The organism is Duganella sp. S19_KUP01_CR8 (assembly GCF_036688705.1).
Classification (GTDB): Bacteria; Pseudomonadota; Gammaproteobacteria; order Burkholderiales; family Burkholderiaceae_D; genus Rugamonas.
The window spans coordinates 95,390-111,491 of record NZ_JAQQPR010000005.1; the positions used below are offsets into that span (position 1 = coordinate 95,390).

The 16,102-nt window shown below is 62.0% G+C and carries 14 protein-coding genes, 2 tRNA genes and 1 pseudogene; 15 read left to right on the forward strand and 2 right to left on the reverse strand.

Annotated features, from left to right (window positions below; genetic code table 11):
• The first annotated feature begins 13 nt into the window (after positions 1-13).
• The 3 genes from V6M89_RS06710 to V6M89_RS06720 all read left to right on the forward strand — a co-directional run bounded on the left by V6M89_RS06710 (position 14) and on the right by V6M89_RS06720 (position 1,226).
• Positions 14-634, forward strand: a complete 621-nt coding sequence (locus tag V6M89_RS06710) for a choice-of-anchor C family PEP-CTERM protein (RefSeq protein WP_332852472.1) — start codon at positions 14-16, stop codon at positions 632-634.
• A gap of 59 nt (positions 635-693) precedes the next feature.
• Positions 694-769: transfer RNA gene (locus V6M89_RS06715), tRNA-Asn, on the forward strand.
• Between the two features lie 328 nt (positions 770-1,097).
• The gene (locus V6M89_RS06720) at positions 1,098-1,226 is read left to right on the forward strand and encodes a BrnA antitoxin family protein (RefSeq protein WP_332852473.1); all 129 of its coding nucleotides are present in this window, start codon (positions 1,098-1,100) and stop codon (positions 1,224-1,226) included.
• A gap of 10 nt (positions 1,227-1,236) precedes the next feature.
• On the opposite strand, the gene V6M89_RS06725 is transcribed toward V6M89_RS06720, so the two are convergent.
• Complete coding sequence (locus tag V6M89_RS06725; protein WP_332852474.1) at positions 1,237-2,103, reverse strand: substrate-binding periplasmic protein; 867 nt, start codon at positions 2,101-2,103, stop codon at positions 1,237-1,239.
• A gap of 203 nt (positions 2,104-2,306) precedes the next feature.
• Here V6M89_RS06725 and V6M89_RS06730 point away from each other — a divergent pair, with 203 nt between their 5' ends.
• From V6M89_RS06730 to V6M89_RS06765, 8 genes are all read left to right on the forward strand, one after another.
• Positions 2,307-2,519 (forward strand): hypothetical protein, encoded by a 213-nt coding sequence (locus V6M89_RS06730; protein ID WP_332852475.1) that lies wholly within the window; start codon positions 2,307-2,309, stop codon positions 2,517-2,519.
• A 9-nt stretch (positions 2,520-2,528) separates the two neighbouring features.
• Complete coding sequence (locus V6M89_RS06735) at positions 2,529-3,224, forward strand: DUF3334 family protein (protein WP_332852476.1); 696 nt, start codon at positions 2,529-2,531, stop codon at positions 3,222-3,224.
• A 124-nt stretch (positions 3,225-3,348) separates the two neighbouring features.
• Positions 3,349-5,364: a methyl-accepting chemotaxis protein gene (locus tag V6M89_RS06740; RefSeq protein WP_332852477.1), complete on the forward strand. Its 2,016-nt coding sequence runs from the start codon at positions 3,349-3,351 to the stop codon at positions 5,362-5,364.
• A gap of 316 nt (positions 5,365-5,680) precedes the next feature.
• Complete coding sequence (locus V6M89_RS06745; protein WP_332852478.1) at positions 5,681-7,867, forward strand: TonB-dependent receptor; 2,187 nt, start codon at positions 5,681-5,683, stop codon at positions 7,865-7,867.
• A gap of 65 nt (positions 7,868-7,932) precedes the next feature.
• Positions 7,933-8,008 (forward strand) — tRNA-Asn (locus tag V6M89_RS06750).
• A 155-nt stretch (positions 8,009-8,163) separates the two neighbouring features.
• Positions 8,164-8,889 (forward strand): substrate-binding periplasmic protein, encoded by a 726-nt coding sequence (locus V6M89_RS06755; protein WP_332852479.1) that lies wholly within the window; start codon positions 8,164-8,166, stop codon positions 8,887-8,889.
• A gap of 53 nt (positions 8,890-8,942) precedes the next feature.
• Positions 8,943-10,130, forward strand: a complete 1,188-nt coding sequence (locus tag V6M89_RS06760; protein WP_332852480.1) for a basic secretory protein-like protein — start codon at positions 8,943-8,945, stop codon at positions 10,128-10,130.
• A 66-nt stretch (positions 10,131-10,196) separates the two neighbouring features.
• Positions 10,197-10,646 carry an Hsp20/alpha crystallin family protein gene (locus tag V6M89_RS06765; RefSeq protein ID WP_332852481.1) on the forward strand — a complete coding sequence of 150 codons (450 nt, stop codon included), beginning with the start codon at positions 10,197-10,199 and terminating at the stop codon, positions 10,644-10,646.
• On the opposite strand, the gene V6M89_RS06770 is transcribed toward V6M89_RS06765, so the two are convergent.
• Complete coding sequence (locus tag V6M89_RS06770) at positions 10,647-11,426, reverse strand: hypothetical protein (RefSeq protein WP_332852482.1); 780 nt, start codon at positions 11,424-11,426, stop codon at positions 10,647-10,649.
• Between the two features lie 118 nt (positions 11,427-11,544).
• Between V6M89_RS06770 and V6M89_RS06775 the strand changes: the two genes are divergently transcribed.
• The 4 genes and pseudogenes from V6M89_RS06775 (at position 11,545) to V6M89_RS06790 (ending at position 16,099) form a co-directional block, all read left to right on the forward strand.
• Entirely contained in the window at positions 11,545-12,384 is an 840-nt protein-coding gene (locus V6M89_RS06775; RefSeq protein ID WP_332852483.1) for a M15 family metallopeptidase, read from the forward strand.
• A gap of 483 nt (positions 12,385-12,867) precedes the next feature.
• Positions 12,868-13,398 (forward strand): annotated as a pseudogene (locus V6M89_RS06780) (AAA family ATPase); the annotation flags it as partial.
• A 14-nt stretch (positions 13,399-13,412) separates the two neighbouring features.
• Positions 13,413-14,279, forward strand: a complete 867-nt coding sequence (tssA, locus tag V6M89_RS06785; protein WP_332852484.1) for a type VI secretion system protein TssA — start codon at positions 13,413-13,415, stop codon at positions 14,277-14,279.
• A 101-nt stretch (positions 14,280-14,380) separates the two neighbouring features.
• Entirely contained in the window at positions 14,381-16,099 is a 1,719-nt protein-coding gene (locus V6M89_RS06790; protein WP_332852485.1) for a methyl-accepting chemotaxis protein, read from the forward strand.
• Positions 16,100-16,102 lie beyond the last annotated feature (3 nt).

A 16,102-nucleotide genomic window follows, 5' to 3' on the forward strand; every position in this document is an offset into this window, starting at 1 on the left:
ATGGGGAAATGACATGTTGAAAATTAAAAAACTGGCTGCAATCGCTGCGTTGGCCGCGCTGGCTCCACTGGCGCATGCATCGTCGGAGTTGATCGTCAATGGTGGCTTCGAGTCCGCTGCAAACGCTTTCAGCGGCAATTTCGTCACCTTCAGCTCCGGCCTGGATGGCTGGACCATCAACGACGGCAGCGTGGACCTGATCCGCAGCTACTGGCAGCCTGCCGGCGGCAGCTATAGCCTGGACCTGAATGGCAGCGGCACCGGCACGATTTCCCAGTCGTTCGCCACCACGGTCGGCGGCACTTATAACGTCAGCTTCAGCCTGGCCGGCAACCACGACGGCGGCGGCGATAAGACCATCACCGTTGGCGTGACCGATCCGCACAGCTTCTCGTTCGCGCTGGCCGGCAGCTCGCACGGCGCCATGGGCTGGCAAACCGAGAGCTTCAGCTTCGTCGCCACCTCGGCCCTGAGCACGCTGACCTTCGCCGGCAGCCCTGCCAACACCTACTACGGCGCGGCGCTGGACAACATCTCGGTCACCGCGGCTGTGCCTGAGCCGGAAACCTATGCCATGCTGTTGGCTGGTCTGGGCCTGGTGGGCGCGATTGCGCGTCGCCGCCGCCCTGCATAAAAAAAATTCACGGCGGGGTCGCCAAATCCTTTTTGAGCGGATATAATTCGGGCCTCAATTCCCTGATAGCTCAGTTGGTAGAGCGACGGACTGTTAATCCGCAGGTCCCTGGTTCGAGTCCAGGTCGGGGAGCCAGAATACAGTAGCACGCCAAAAACCCAACCCTAACCGGTTGGGTTTTTGCGTTTTAAGGCCCGATTATTTACGGATGGTGGCCCGAGCTGAGGGCCTTGAGTGGTGGGGATGGCTGCCGGTTGGGCAGGGGGGGCTGTTCCATTTTGGGGCCTATGCCGCGAATCGGGAGACTAAAGTCTAGTGGCCCCATGGCTGGCGGAGAGGGATTAGGCATTCATCTTGATTTGTTTCAGGCGAAGTAGAGCGTTTCGTTGATGAGCCTGCTTTAACCAATCGTACTAACAAATTATCCTTGTTGCTCTAATTTTTCGTTAGTACACTTAAATCAATGTTAACCGTCATCGTTCGTTTTGATCAAGACGTTCTCGATGCACTCAAAGCGAGTGGGAAAGGATGGCAAACTCGGGTGAACGACGTTGTGCGGGACTGGTTGGCCCAACAATCAAAGGCGAGCTGATTTCGGGCCGCTATTTCTCCTGCCGCAACGGCGGGAAGAAGAAATACTCGGGATGTTGCCGTATCATCTCCGCTGTCTGCGGCGACAGCAGCGGATTGGGCAGCTGAAACACCAAACGGTTCTTCATATTGTTGGCGATCAAGGATTTGCTCCAGCGCTTGTCGAAGATCGTGTTGAAGCTGCCGTCTTCCATCATCAGCCGCAGGCCTTTTTCGATGCGCTCGGCCAGCGCCTTCTTCTTCGGCGTGACAAAGAAAAACACCGGCGCGGGGTAGGCGATCGCGATATTCCTTTCGACGACCAGGTCGGGGTCCCGCTGCTTGGCCAGTTCGTCGTCGATCTCGTTCGCGCCCAGGGAGATGCCGTCAAAACGCTTGGCCTTCAGCATCAGGAACAGGCTTTCGTACGAAGATGAGGTGACGACATGCAGGCCGGCTGCGGTTTTGATCGCCGTGTCCGGCCAATCCAGGCCTTGCCCGATGCTGACGGTCTTCAGGTCGTCAAGGGTCTTGATGCGCTCGAATTTGTCGAGCGACTCCTTGCGGATGATCAGCAGCCTGCTTCCGAGCAATCCTTTCATCAGGGGAATGCGGACCGTGATCACCCCCTGCTCGCGCGCCAACGACGTCATGCTCCAGTAGATATCCAGATCCTGGCCGGTGCGCAGCTGCGCGAACGCACGGTCCTGGTTCATCCGGGTTTCCACCCAGTGCCATTGGTCGGGCTCTGGTCCTGGGGCCCTGGCCAGCGCTTCGGTGAGGAGTTCGAGTATGTAACCCGTCCAGGGTTCGCGCTGGTTGTGCTTGGGTACGCCCAAGTCTTCGGCGTCGACGCGCAAGCACATCAGGCTGACCAGTATTGCAAGAAATATGCGCATTGTTATGCCTCCCTGCTCAGCCGATTATAGGTGGACTCGGCCGGCCTGTGGTGGTCGGCGTGCCGCGCCCCGCATCAGCGTAAATTTCCGGCGTTGGGCTTTTTGCATTTTGGCACGCGATTCTCACCGAAATGCGCGATTCCGATGGACGGGAATCTTGCACCTCGGTATTCTGAATCTTATTTCTGGCCGAAGGAAAAGCGATGGTCATCTCAGCCGAGGCGGTCGATCAGGTGCAACGGGTGCGTGAGCTGGAGCGCGAAGTGGCGCTGTTGCGCAGCACCCTGGCCGCCCTGCCGTCTGGCGGCAGGGACCAGGAATGGAAAGATGAGGTCGTCCGCTTGCTGAGCGAAGTGGTCTTGTTCCGTCTCTCGCTGGACCAGGAAACTGTGCTTTCATCTTTTAAAAATAACTAGAGGTAGATCATGAGCGAGGAAAACAAGGAAGTTGTGTACGGGACTGAAGACTTGTTGATGAGTCTGTGTAACTCGGTAACCCGTGTCCTGAACGTCGCCACCCAGAGCAAGGTCAATTATTCCGGCATGGTGCAGCGGATCACAAAGACCGGCCTCAAGCCCGACATCGGCTGCTTCGTGCTGTTCGACGGAGGCTTCACCGGCCTGGTGGTGCTGAACTTCGCGGCCGACACGGCCATGGAAATCTACGAACGCTACATGTTGCACATGGGCATGCCGAAGTCCGAGCTGGCCAGCTCCCATACGTCGGACGAGGTGTCCAACATCATGGGTGAGCTGATGAACCAGATCGTCGGCGACTTCACCGGCAAGGTGCGGCGCGAGCTGCAAACCAATATCACGCAGAACCAGCCGAAGATGCTGGTGCTGACCAAGCAGGTGATGTTGAGCGTGGACACACCGTTGGATCGCCCTGAGATGCGGCGCGTCACGTTCTATACGGAAAAGAGTAATATCTTTTATCTGGAGCTGGCGATCGACCGAACCGAGTTCATTCGTTTGCACGACTTCGACTCCAGCGAGATCACCGATACGGACGCCTTGATGGACTTGGAGCGCGGCAATCAGGGTGGTGGATCAACAGCCCCGTCTGCTTCTGCCGAAGATGAAGCCAACGATGAGCTGCTGAGGTCGCTTGGCATGTAGCAAGATCTGCGACTTGTGCTATTAAAGCCACCACGACCGCCTGGGATAAGACTATGATCAAAAGCAACGGGCCGTAGTTTGCCGGTGGGTGCGGCCCGGTGACTTACACTCACGGAGGCGCGACATGGACAAGCACACTCTTCTTGGCAGCCTGCGGCTCGGGCACAAGTTCCTGATCCTGAGCCTGATCGCGGTGATCCTGGCCAGCATCCCCACCTGGCTGTACATGCGCGAAGCAGGCAAGGGGCTGGATGCTTATCTGGACGAGCGCGCCGGCATGCCGGCCGTGGTGGGCGGCCTGCGCATGGTGCAGCTGACCCAGCAGCATCGCGGCCTGGCGGCGCTGGTGCTGGGCGGCGCGACCAACGATGACAAGCGCGCGGCAAAGCAGCAGGAAGCCGACAGCGCCTACGCGGCCACCGATGACCTGGTCAAAACCCTGCACGACGCCACGCTGGATGCCGCCTGGTCGCAGGCGCGCAGCGACTGGCAGACCTTGCGCTCCCAAGTCTCCTCAAAAAGCCTGACGGTGCCGCAAAGCTACGCCGCGCATACCGCGCTGGTGCCCAAGCTGCTGAAGGTGAACGACCTGATCGGCGACTACTACGGCCTCAGCCTCGATCCCGACCGCGACACTTACCAGCTGATCCAGGCCATGTTCTATCAGCTGCCCTATCTGTCCGAGGAGCTCGGCAAGACCCGCGCCAAGGGCGCCGGCCTGCTGGCGAAAAAGGAGGCCAGCCCGGCCGACCGGTTGCTGCTGTCGTCCATCGTCGCGCGCGTGACGGACCGGCTGGACCAGACGCTGACCGCATTCGGCAAAGCCGCCCGCTACAACCCGGATTTCGACACCGCGCTGGCGCCGGCCATGCGCGAGGCCGCCCAGGCCGCCACCAAGATCACCGACCTGGCCCTCCATGAGATCGTGCAGCCGGAGGCGCTGACCTATTCGGCGGAGAACTACGTGGCGCTGGCTACCCAGGCCATCGACCTGCAGTTCGCGCTCAACGCCGTCGCCAGCAAGCAGTTGGACGCCCTGTTGGACGAGAAGATCCGCGCTTTCTACACCACCCGCTGGCTGATGCTGGGCGCCATGCTGGGCCTGGTGGCGCTGGCCGGCTATGTGGCGCTGCTGATATCGCGTTCGGTAACGCGGCCATTGAGCAACGCCATCGCCGTCGCGCAAAGCGTTGCGCGCGGCAACCTGGTGAGCGACTTCGACGTTGGCGCGCCCAACGAAGTGGGGCAGGTGCTGCGCGCGCTCAAGGATATGAACGACAGCCTGCGCAACATCGTCGGCGACGTGCGGGGCAGCATCGACCATATCAGCGCCGCCACGCGCGACATCGCCAGCGGCAATGCCGATGTGTCGTCGCGGCTGGAATCGCAGGCGTCCAACCTGGAGGAGACCGCATCGTCGATGGAGGAACTGACCTCTACCGTCAAGCAGAACGCAGACAACGCGCGCCAGGCCAACCAGCTGGTGATCAGCGCCTCCGATGTGGCCAGCCGCGGCGGCGAAGTGGTGTCGCAGGTGGTGCAGACCATGGGCGAGATCAACGAGAGCTCGCACAAGATCGTCGACATCATCAGCGTGATCGACGGCATCGCTTTCCAGACCAACATCCTGGCCCTGAACGCGGCGGTGGAAGCGGCGCGCGCGGGCGAGCAGGGGCGCGGCTTTGCCGTGGTGGCATCCGAGGTGCGCAACCTGGCGCAGCGTTCGGCCGCCGCCGCCAAGGAAATCAAGGAGCTGATCGGCCGTAGCGTCGAGAAGGTCGAGGTCGGCAATCGGCTGGCCGACCAGGCCGGCGAAGCGATGGGTGAAATCGTCACCAGCGTGCAGCGCATCACCATCATCATGTCGGACATCGCGACCGCCTCGGCCGAGCAGGGCGCCGGCATCGAGCAGGTCAACCACGCGATCACGCAGATGGACGACATGACCCAGCAGAACGCCGCCCTGGTCGAGCAGACGGCGGCGGCGTCCGCCAGCCTGGAAGAACAGACCCAGGCCCTGGTCGGGGCGATGAGTCGCTTTGTGCTGGGCAACGAGAAAGCCGCCGGCGGCGCCACCGCGCCCCGTTCAGCGGCAAGGCATGTTGTGCAACAACAACGTTTGGCGATCCGGCATGGTTGAACAACAAGCTTGATCGATCAGTCATTCCAACCGGGGCGGCGGGCTGCGTAGCCTTTTATTATTCAGTCCGCCCTCCTGCGCCACCAAATTTCTAACAGTAAATTCCCATTTGCTTATATTGCCCTTGCAATACCTGCTATCAATGAAAGAAAATACCGCCTTTCTGCAAGACGGTGCATTCTAGACATCGAAAAACGGCCTCACATCCGCTTGCGCCGCCACGGACACGATAGATGACCGGGTGGTATCAAAAAGAAAGAGAGAACAGGAGACACTGTTTTTAACTCTTTGCCTTACCTCAAAATCGGGAAATTGAATGATCAAACTGTCGAAGATGCACAAGCGCCTGCTGGCGCTGAGCGCCGTTATGCCTATCGGTACCGCCATGGCGCAAACCGCCGTTCAACCGCAACTGGAAACCGTCACCGTCACCGCCCAGCGCCGTGCCGAAAACATCAAGGACGTGCCGGTCTCCGTCACGCTGTTGAAGGACGAGAAGCTGGATGTGCTGCTGTCCGGCGGCCAGGACATCCGCCTGCTGGCCGGCAAAGTGCCGTCGCTGAACGTGGAGTCGTCGAACGGCCGTACCTTCCCGCGCTTCTACATCCGCGGCTACGGCAACACCGACTTCAGCACCTTCGCTTCGCAGCCGGTGTCGCTGGTGTATGACGACGTGGTGCAGGAAAACGGCATCCTGAAAGGTTTCCCGATCTTCGACGTGGCTGGCGTGGAAGTGCTGCGCGGCCCACAGGGCACGCTGTTCGGCCGCAACACCCCGGCCGGCGTGGTCAAGTTTGAATCCGAAAAGCCGAACACCAAGAAGATTGAAGGCTATTACAACCTGTCGTGGGCGACCCACAACACCATCAACGCCGAAGGCGCCGTCAACCTGCCGCTGAGCAGCGAATGGGCGATGCGCGTTTCGACCCTGCGCCAGCACCGCGACAACTTCGTCGACAACACCTTCACCAAGCAGAACGATGTGCTGGAAGGCTACAACGAACACGCCGAACGCGTGCAGTTCCTGTACACCCCGAGCACCACCTTCAACGCCTTGTTCAACGTGCACTCGCGCACCACCGACGGCAGCGCCCGTCTGTTCCGCGCCAACCTGATCAAGAAGGGCACCAACGACTTCGCCGACGGTTACAGCTTCACCAAGATCGCCACCAACGGCCAGAACACGCAGAGCCTGAGCACCAACGGCGCCAATGCCCGCCTGAGCTGGGACCTGGGCGCGGTCAAGCTGTTCTCGATCACCGGCTACGAAGCCGTGGACAACTACTACAGCCGCGGCGACATCGACGGCGGCAGCCCGGCCGGTCCCGGCTTCATTCCATTCCAGGTACAGACCGGTGGGGGCCTGAGCGGCCTGCAACAGTACACCCAGGAATTCCGCGTCGAGTCGAAGAACCCTGGTCCGCTGAACTGGCAGAGCGGCGTCTACTACTTCAAGGAAAGCGCCAGCGGTTACAGCGACAATTTCGACAGCAACACCCAGCTGCAAACCTCGCACCTGGCCAGCCACCAGAACAACACCGCTGCGGCAGTGTTCGGCTCGCTGACCTATGACCTGTCGGATCAGCTGGTGCTGCGCGGCGGCCTGCGCTACACCCACGACAAGAAGGACTTCGCCACCGTTGAATCGTTCAACGTGACGCAGATCGGTCCCAAGTCGGTGGACGAGAGCAAGAACAAAGCCAACTGGGACATGAGCGCGACCTACAAGATCAACAAGGACGTCAATGCCTACGCCCGCGTAGCGACCGGCTTCCGCGCGCCGAGTATCGCCGCCGCGTCGGCATCGGTGCCGATCACCGTGGCCGATGCTGAAACCATCGTGTCGTACGAAGCCGGCATCAAGGCCGACCTGTTCAACCGCCGCGCCCGCGCATCGGTCAGCATCTACAACTACGATGTGAAGAACCAGCAGCTGACCGTGGTCGGCGGCACCTCCAACGTGACCAAGCTGATCAACGCAGCCAAGACCGTCGGTCGCGGCCTGGAAGCGGACTTCGAAGCCTTCGTGACGCCTGACTTCAAGGTCACCGCCGGCGGTTCGTACAACTTCACCAAGATCGAAGATCCATCGCTGTCGGTCGCCAAGTGCGGTTCGTGCACCGTGACCGATCCGCTGAACGCGGCCGGCCGCGTCAGCATCGACGGCAATCCGCTGCCGCAAGCGCCCAAGGTCATCCTGAACGCCACCGCGCGCTACAACTGGGCGCTGGCTGACGGCAACCTGTTCGTGCTGACCGACTGGGCTTATCGTAGCAAGATCAACTTCTTCCTGTACGAAGCCAAGGAATTCACCGGCAAGTCCATGGTTGAAGGCGGTCTGCGCGTGGGTTACAACTGGCAGGGCGGCAAGTATGAAGTGGCTGCATTCGGTCGCAACATCACCAACACCGAGCGTATCATCGGCGCGATCGACTTCAACAACCTGACCGGTTTCGTCAACGAACCGCGCCAGTTCGGCGTGCAGTTCAAGGGCAGCTTCTGATTTTTTGGAAATTTGCCTGCTAGCCTAGACAGCTAGAAATTGGCCGTATATAATGCGGCCTCTTTTCCCTGATAGCTCAGTTGGTAGAGCGACGGACTGTTAATCCGCAGGTCCCTGGTTCGAGTCCAGGTCGGGGAGCCAGAATTATCGAAGGGCTACGCTTAGGCGTAGCCCTTTGTCATTTCTGAGTTGTGAAAGAGCGTAAAGTAGATGAGGGACTTCAAGCAGTATTCCGGTTATGCTGGATCAACGCCAACAAGCAGCGCGCTTTTTCGGACTAATCCAAGGAGTGGGGAATGAAGGGTATCTCTTGGCTTGCCTTCGTTTTATTGGAGGCTGCCGCTGCCGGGGCCTATGCTGCTGGCCCCGCCTTGGAACTGCACATTGTTCATCGCCCGCCATATCTCGTGGTTGGGCCGAATCTGCAGGTCAGCGGTTCGACGGTCGAGCCTGTTCTCAGGGCGGTTGAAAAAGCCCATCTCGACGTCGTATGGCGCGAAATGCCCGCCTTGCGCCAACTGGCGCTCTTGCGTAAAAATAGCGGCAAGTTCTGTTCGGTGGGCTGGTACAAGACACCGGAGCGCGAAAAATTTGCCAAGTACTCCAATCCGGTATCGCAGGACGGTCCCTGGGTTGCCGTGGTCTCGTCCAGGTTCCCACGCACTGCCGCGACCGTCGACGGCATCCTGTCCGACGCCAAAATGACGGTGTTGGTGAAAGAAGGCTTTGTCTACGGCAGCTACCTGGACGACAAGTTCAGCACCATGAAGGCGGCGCGCATGACCACGGCGGGAGAGACGCCGCAGCTGTTCAATATGATCGCCGCCGGGCGCGCCGACGTGATCTTCGCCCCGAAGGAAGAGGCGGAATATTATCTGGCGCATGGCGTCATGCATGCGGAGCAGATGCGCTTCATCACCTTCAAGGAAATGCCCCAAGGTTATTACCGCTATCTGATGTGCTCCCTGCAAGTGGACGACAGTGATATCGCCAGGTTCAACGCGGCGCTCATTGCAAAATAGCCATGTCTTTCATGCTATATTTTGTGCCTTACCAATTTGATGGAATGGCGCAGATGATGAAGAGATTGCTTGCTGCGGTTGTGCTGGCGTTGCCCATGACGGCCGGATGGTGTGCGAAGCCCTTGCCGGTGCAAGTGCGCCTGACGCATATTGCGCCCGATACCTGGCGCGCCGACTATCGGTTTTCGCAGCCGGTGACGTCGATGCAGTTCGAGCCGGTGGCCGATTTCCGCAAAACCGCATGGAAGGTGTTGACGCCCGGCGTGACGCTGACCACCGGCGGCGAGCATGACACGCTGGCCGCCGCCGACGGCAAACCGCTGCGACAGCTCAGCGTGGAAATCTCGACCTTCGATCAACTGCTGGAGAAGCAATACGTCGCCATGGACCGCTTCTCCGACGGCGGCCGCCTCATCTACCTGGGCTTCCTGCAAGGCGAGGCAAGGCAGGGCAAGGTGGTGCGCGATATCGCGGCCAACTTCACGCTGGAAGGGCTCGGCAAGGAAACCGTGCTGGTGCCCGCCACTCCGGCCGCGCCTTCCAACAACGCCACGCCCTATGCCTACTTCGGTCCGCAGTCGCCGGTCACCGCCGGCGAGGCACAGGTGGTGCTCGACCCCAGCCTGTCCGACTGGGCGCGGGAAACGCTGCTCGACACCACGGCCAGGATGTCCACCTACTACCGCGCGGCGTATCGACAGAAGCTGCGGCAGCCCTTCCTGCTGCTGGTGGCGGTCAGCGATACCGCCTCGCCGGGCCTGTCGATCAAAGGCGGCGTGGTCGGCACGCAGATCGTCTACCGTCTCGGCGGCACGGCCTTGCTGACTGCCGAAAGTACCAAGAAACGGGAGATGGTCGCCAAGGTCGTGGCGCATGAAATGGCGCATCTGTGGCAGAACAATGTGCGCCGCGGCGGCATCAGCGAGCACTCGCCGCCGTGGGTACACGAGGGCGGCGCCGAGGCCATGGCGCTGGACGGTCTGCTGCGCAGCGGCATCTGGAGCGCCGAGCAAGGCCAGGCTTTCACCACCGCCACCCTGGACGAGTGCGCGAAGCTGGAACACAGCTTCGACAGTTTTCGCGGCATCTACGCCTGCGGCTTCGAGCGCTACAACAAGCTGAAGGTCGACATCGTGCCGCTGTGGCGCGACATGATCACCGCCGCCGACAGCAAGGGCGAGTTCTACAACGAGGCGATGATCAACTCGCTTGTCGCGCGCGAGGGCAAAGCCGCGCCTTGATGTGCGTCAAAGGAGGGGATGGGGCGTTTCTTATCATGGTAGTCCAGACATTTGATGGAGGCTGCCATGGCTAACAGTTTGATGCGTCTTGATCCTTTCCGCGACCTTGCCCGTTTCGATCCCTTCCGCGACATGGATGAAATGTTCCGCGACTTTGCGCCGGCGGCGTGGCGTGGCGCCGACGTGGCGCCGCGCATGCGCATGGATGTGAGCGAAACCGAAAAAGAGTATCTGGTCAAAGCCGAAATCCCGGGCGTGCAGAAGGAAGACATCAAGGTGGCCGTCAACGGCAACCAGGTGTCGCTGAGCGCAGAGATCAAGGACGAACAGCAGGCCGGCGCCAACAAGACCGGCGCCCTGCGCAGCGAACGCTACTACGGACAAATCCAGCGCAGCTTCACGTTGCCGCAGGATGTGGATGACGAGCAGGCGGAGGCGCGCTACGAGAACGGCGTGCTGCACCTGACCCTGCCGAAAAAGGTCGGCACCGGCGGCAAGCAGCTGTCGATCCAATGATCAGTGCGAGGGGGCGTTGCAGGCCGGGTCGGCATCCCAGCGGCCGGAGCAGATGCGCGAGCGGCACAGCATGCCTTCGATCAGTCCCAGCTGCTTGCAGCGCGCCAGCAATTGCGCGGTGCTGTCGCCCTCCTGGCGCTCGACCACGTCGCGGTTGCGCTCCGGCAGTACGGCCGTCGGTTTGTTTGAGTGCGCGACCAATGCTGTGAGTAGGGCGACATCGGTATCGCCGGAAGCCGCTGTCGATGCCGCGACGGCGGGGCGCGCCGCCTGCAAGCGTGCAACGGGCGCGGCGGCGGTGCTGGCGGCGCCTGCCTGTCTGTGTGCTGTGCTGGCCGCACGCGGCGCTTCGGACCTTGCCAGCGTGGGCACGGCAGGTGCTGCTGCTACCGACGACGGGTGAGCCTCCGGCGTCGGCGATGTCCTGACTATCGATTCATTCACAATCGCCGCCGCTTGGTTGGCCGGCGGGCTGGCCGCAACTTGCGGCTCCACTGTTTCAATTGACCGCCGCTCGAAATGCGTGCGTACGCTGCTGCGGCTGCGCCCGAATGAGCCAGGGGTGAGCGTGTCATCGTGCACCAGCCACGCTACCGTGCAAATTGTCACCACCAGCAGGCCCAGGCCGATGCCCCAGCCGTCGATGTTCCAGCCGCTGGTGAGGGGCGGTTTGGGCGCTGTCTTCGGACCATGCTCCAGGTGCGCCAGTATGCGCTTGCCGCCATCCGCCGCCGCGCGATTGGAACTCATCAGGTCGGGTTTTTGCTTCGACGTATCCACGGTATTTCCTCCGAATTTGATCTGGTCTTTCACGCCGCTTGCTGGAGCGCCTACGATGAAGCGTTCTTGCCCCTCAGTGTCCGATCTGCGGAGCGACCTTGTCTTGACGGAGCGCACTATGTTTGTCTTTTCGGTACTGCTGTATTTCATCCTGGCCTGTGCGGGCGCTTGGCTGGTGCTGTTTCCTGCTGGGCGCGATGTGGTGACGCAGTCGATGTCGGCCATCGGCCGGCGCATCGAACAGGGATTGCGCGGTGGCTACCGGCAGGGCTCGCAGCAGGCTGCGCGAGCGGGACGCAGCGCCGGCGGCGGCTTGCTGCGCGGGCTGAAGTTCTTGCAGCGCCGCTATCTATTGGTGCTGTCGGCCACGGTGCTGTTGACCGTGCCGCCGATGCTGGCGCTGGTGCTCAGCGGACGCAGCATGCTGGGCGGCTATGACAGCGACAGCCACGCCATCAACGACCAGGTGGCGGATCTGCTGAAGGGCGAGCAGCTGGCGGCGCCGGCGCAGTTGCCGCCGCTGGTCTTCACGACGACGGAGGTGACGCTGGTGCGGCCGCTGCTCGACGGCGCCAACCGCAACTGGCAGCTGCTCGATCCCGTCTTCGCCCAGCGCCTGCTGCTGGTGTTCAGGATCATGAAAGAGAGCCACGGCTACGACATGGCGATCCTGGAGGGCTACCGCAGCCCGGAGCGGCAGAACTCGCTGGCTGCCGCCGGTCCCAGCGTGACGAACGCCAAGGCCTTTCAGAGCTATCACCAGTTCGGCCTAGCGGCGGACTGCGCCTTCCTGCGCAATGGAAAATTGCTGATCTCCGAAAAAGATCCGTGGGCGATGCGCGGCTACCGCCTGTACGGCGAGGTGGCCGAATCGGTGGGCCTGCGCTGGGGCGGCCGCTGGACCATGATGGACTTCGGCCACGCGGAGTTGCGGGTGGCTGGCACCGTGCGGAAATAGCTCTGCATGTGGCGATAGTTGCGCAGTCTCAAGAAATCCCAGCATTATTGGTGGCAACATTTATTGGTCCGCTTGCTGCTCAGGCGCTGTTGTCCAAGCCGGCCTAGACCCATGATGCGAAGAATCTGGACCTTCCTCACCGATACCCGCCACCTGACCATCATCGGACTGACTGCGATGGCGGCCTTGTTCTACCTCGGCGCGCAAGTGCTGGAGCTGGCCCTCATCTGGGCGCTGGCGGCCACCGCGCTGATGCTGTTGCTGGCCGGCCTGGCCTGGCTGTGGCGACGCCGGCGCGCCCGCCGCGAATCCGAACAACTGGGCGCGGCCATCGGCGCCCAGTCCGCCGCCGAGGCGCCGCCGCAGGACCAGTCCGGCGCCGAGGTCAAGCTGATCCGCGACGACATGCTGAAGGCGATCGACACCATCCGCGGTTCGAAGATGGGCATCGTGTCCGGCACGCGTGCTTTGTACGAGCTGCCGTGGTTCCAGGTCTTCGACAAGGGCGTGATGGACGACGCGGAGGGCCGCGAGATCGACTTCCGCAACACCATCATCATCGCCACCTCCAACGCCGGTTCGGCCGCCATCATGCAGGCTTGCCTGAGCCAGGAAACGCCGCCGACCGAGACCGCGCTTGAAGAATTGCTGCGGCCCCACCTGGTCAGGCATTTCAAGCCGGCCTTCCTGGGCCGCCTGAAAGTGGTGCCGTACTATCCGATAGCCGATGCGGTGCTGGTGCAGATCATCGCGCTCAAGCTGGATCGCATCGGCCAGCGCATCCGTGATCATCACCACGCGGAATTCAGCTACGACCAGGCGCTGATCGAAGCGGTGTGGGCGCGCTGCACCGAGGTCGATTCCGGCGCCCGCAACGTCGACCATATCCTCAACGGCAGCCTGCTGCCGGAGATCGCCGAGGCGGTGCTGCAGCGGATGTCGGAGGGCGCCGCCATCGGCAAGATCAAGGTTGGCGCCAGCAAGCAGGGCCAGTTCAAATACACCATCAAATAGCGCGGAGGCGGACCATGTTCAGCATCGCCCAACTGCTGCAGCCCATCAGCGCAGCGCAACCCTGCGGCGAGGACGTCGCCTTCAGCCCGGAGGTGGACCAGATCGCCCAGGCGCGCGTGCACGACGACCCTACGCTGGACCAGGGCGAATGGATCTCCGCCTTGAAGGAAGCCGATTGGCCGCTGGTCGCCAGCCGCAGCGCCGGAATGATCGCCAGCCGCAGCAAGGACATGCGGCTGGCGGTATGGTTGGCTGAGGCCTTCGCCAAGACGCGCGGCCTGCGCGGCTTGGGCGACGGCTATGCGGTGCTGAGCGGATTGTGCGAACACTATTGGGACGGCATGTATCCGGTCGCCGACGACGGCGACTACGAACAGCGCATCGGCAACCTGTTCTGGCTCCTGGCCCGCACGCCGCCGCTGGTCAAGGAGATGCCGCTGACGGAAGGCGCGGCGCTGCTGCCGGACGCCGAATACTGCCTCGCCATGCTCACAGGCCTGGAATGCATCGTCGACCAGCGCCTGGGCGCGGAGGGCCCGGGCTTCAGCGCCGCCAAGGACTGCCTGCAGGCCGTGATCCGAAGCGTGGCTCCGGCGGGGAGCGTGCCGGCATTGGCGGCCGCCGGTGACGCCCCGGCCGGCCAGGTGGCCGCGGTTGCCAGCGGGACGCCGCAAGACCGTCGCCAGGCGCTGGCGCAGCTGCGGGTGATCGCCGATTTCTTCCGCCGCACCGAGCCGCACAGCCCCGTGGCCTACCTTGCCGAAAAGGCCGCCAGTTGGGGGGACATGCCGCTGCACGTCTGGCTGCGCGCCGTGATCAAGGATCCCGCCGCCATCTCCAGCGTCGAGGAGCTGCTGGGCGCGCAAACCGCCGGCGAATGAGTAATATCCGCGAGGAAATATTTCCTTTGGAACTATAGTTTTCCCCTAAATGGTGCTAGAGTGGATTGAAAGGCCAATTCATCTCCATTTTGAGGACTGCTATGAACAACCTGAAAATCGGCACTCGCCTTGGTTTCGGCTTTTCACTCATCCTGTTGATGCTGACGGCGATGACCATCATCGGCATCCTTCGGCTGAGCAGCGCCAGTTCGCTGACCGACCGCATGATCAACGAGAAGATCCGCGACGAGCGGCTCATCGCGGAGTGGGGCAAGATCATCGAAGTGAACGCCGCCCGCACCACCGGCGCCTGGATGGTCGCCGATCCCGCCGACCAGAAAAAACTGGAAGGCATGATGGCCGAATCCTCCGGCCGCGCGACCAAGATCCAGGACCAGATCGGCGCCAGCATCGAGGACGAGGAGCTCAAGCCCTTGTTCAAGAAGGTGCTCGATACGCGCAAGACTTACACCGAGATCCGCAAGGCCGTCTTCGCCGCCAAGAATGCCGGCGATCTGGAAAAGGGCAAAAGCCTCTACGAAGGCGAGATGGTGCAAAGCCGCACCCTCTATCTCGACGCACTGAAAAAATTCGCGGACAAGCAGGCGGAATTGCTGGACCAGGCGGCAGTCGAGATCCAGCAGCAGTACACCAGCGGCCGCACCTTGCTGGTGTTGCTGGGATTGGCGGCGATTGTCATGGGCGTATTCGCCGCATGGTGGATCACGCGCACCATCACCAATCCGATCAACGAAGCGGTGAAGGTGGCGGAGACGGTATCGTCGGGCGACCTGACCAGCGATATCCAGATCAGCAGCAGCGATGAAACCGGCCAGTTGATGAGCGCTCTCAAAAACATGAACACGAACCTGGTCAACATCGTTGGCCAGGTGCGCAATGGCACCGACCTGATGGCCACCGCTTCCACCGAGATCGCCGCCGGCAACCATGACCTGTCGTCGCGCACCGAGCAGCAGGCCAGCTCCTTGCAGGAAACCGCATCCTCGATGGAGGAGCTGACATCGACCGTGCGCTTCAACGCCGAGAACGCGCGCGAGGCCAACAAGCTGGCCGTCACCGCATCGGAAATCGCCAGCCGTGGCGGCGCCGTGGTGGGTGAAGTGGTCAGCACCATGGGCTCGATCAACGACTCGTCGCGCAAGATCGTCGACATCATTTCGGTCATCGACAGCATCGCCTTCCAGACCAATATCCTGGCCCTGAACGCAGCGGTGGAAGCGGCGCGCGCCGGCGAGCAGGGACGCGGCTTTGCCGTGGTGGCATCCGAAGTGCGCAACCTGGCGCAACGCTCGGCCGCCGCCGCCAAGGACATCAAGGGCTTGATCGACGATTCGGTGCAGAAGGTGGCGCAGGGTTCGGACCTGGTCGACAAGGCTGGCCAGACCATGAACGAAATCGTCGTCAGCATCAGCCGTGTCACGCAGATCATGACCCAGATCAGCCACGCCAGCGAAGAGCAGAGCATCGGTATCGCGCAGGTCAACGACGCGATCACGCAGATGGATCAGGTAACGCAGCAGAACGCGGCGCTGGTGGAGGAGGCCGCAGCGGCGGCCGAATCGATGCAGGAGCAATCTGCCAAGCTGGCCGACGTGGTCAGCGTGTTCAAGCTCGATGCGTCGCAAATGGCGACGCAGGCCCGTGCTTTGCCGCCTGCGCGGACGCCTGTGCGGCCGCGTGACGCGGTGCAGTCGCTGCGTCCGGCGCCGGCGGTGGCCGCTCCGGCCCGCAAGGTGCTGGCGACGGCGCCCAAGCGCGCGGCGGCGGCTTCCAGTGAATCAGACTGGGAAGAGTTCTAAGCA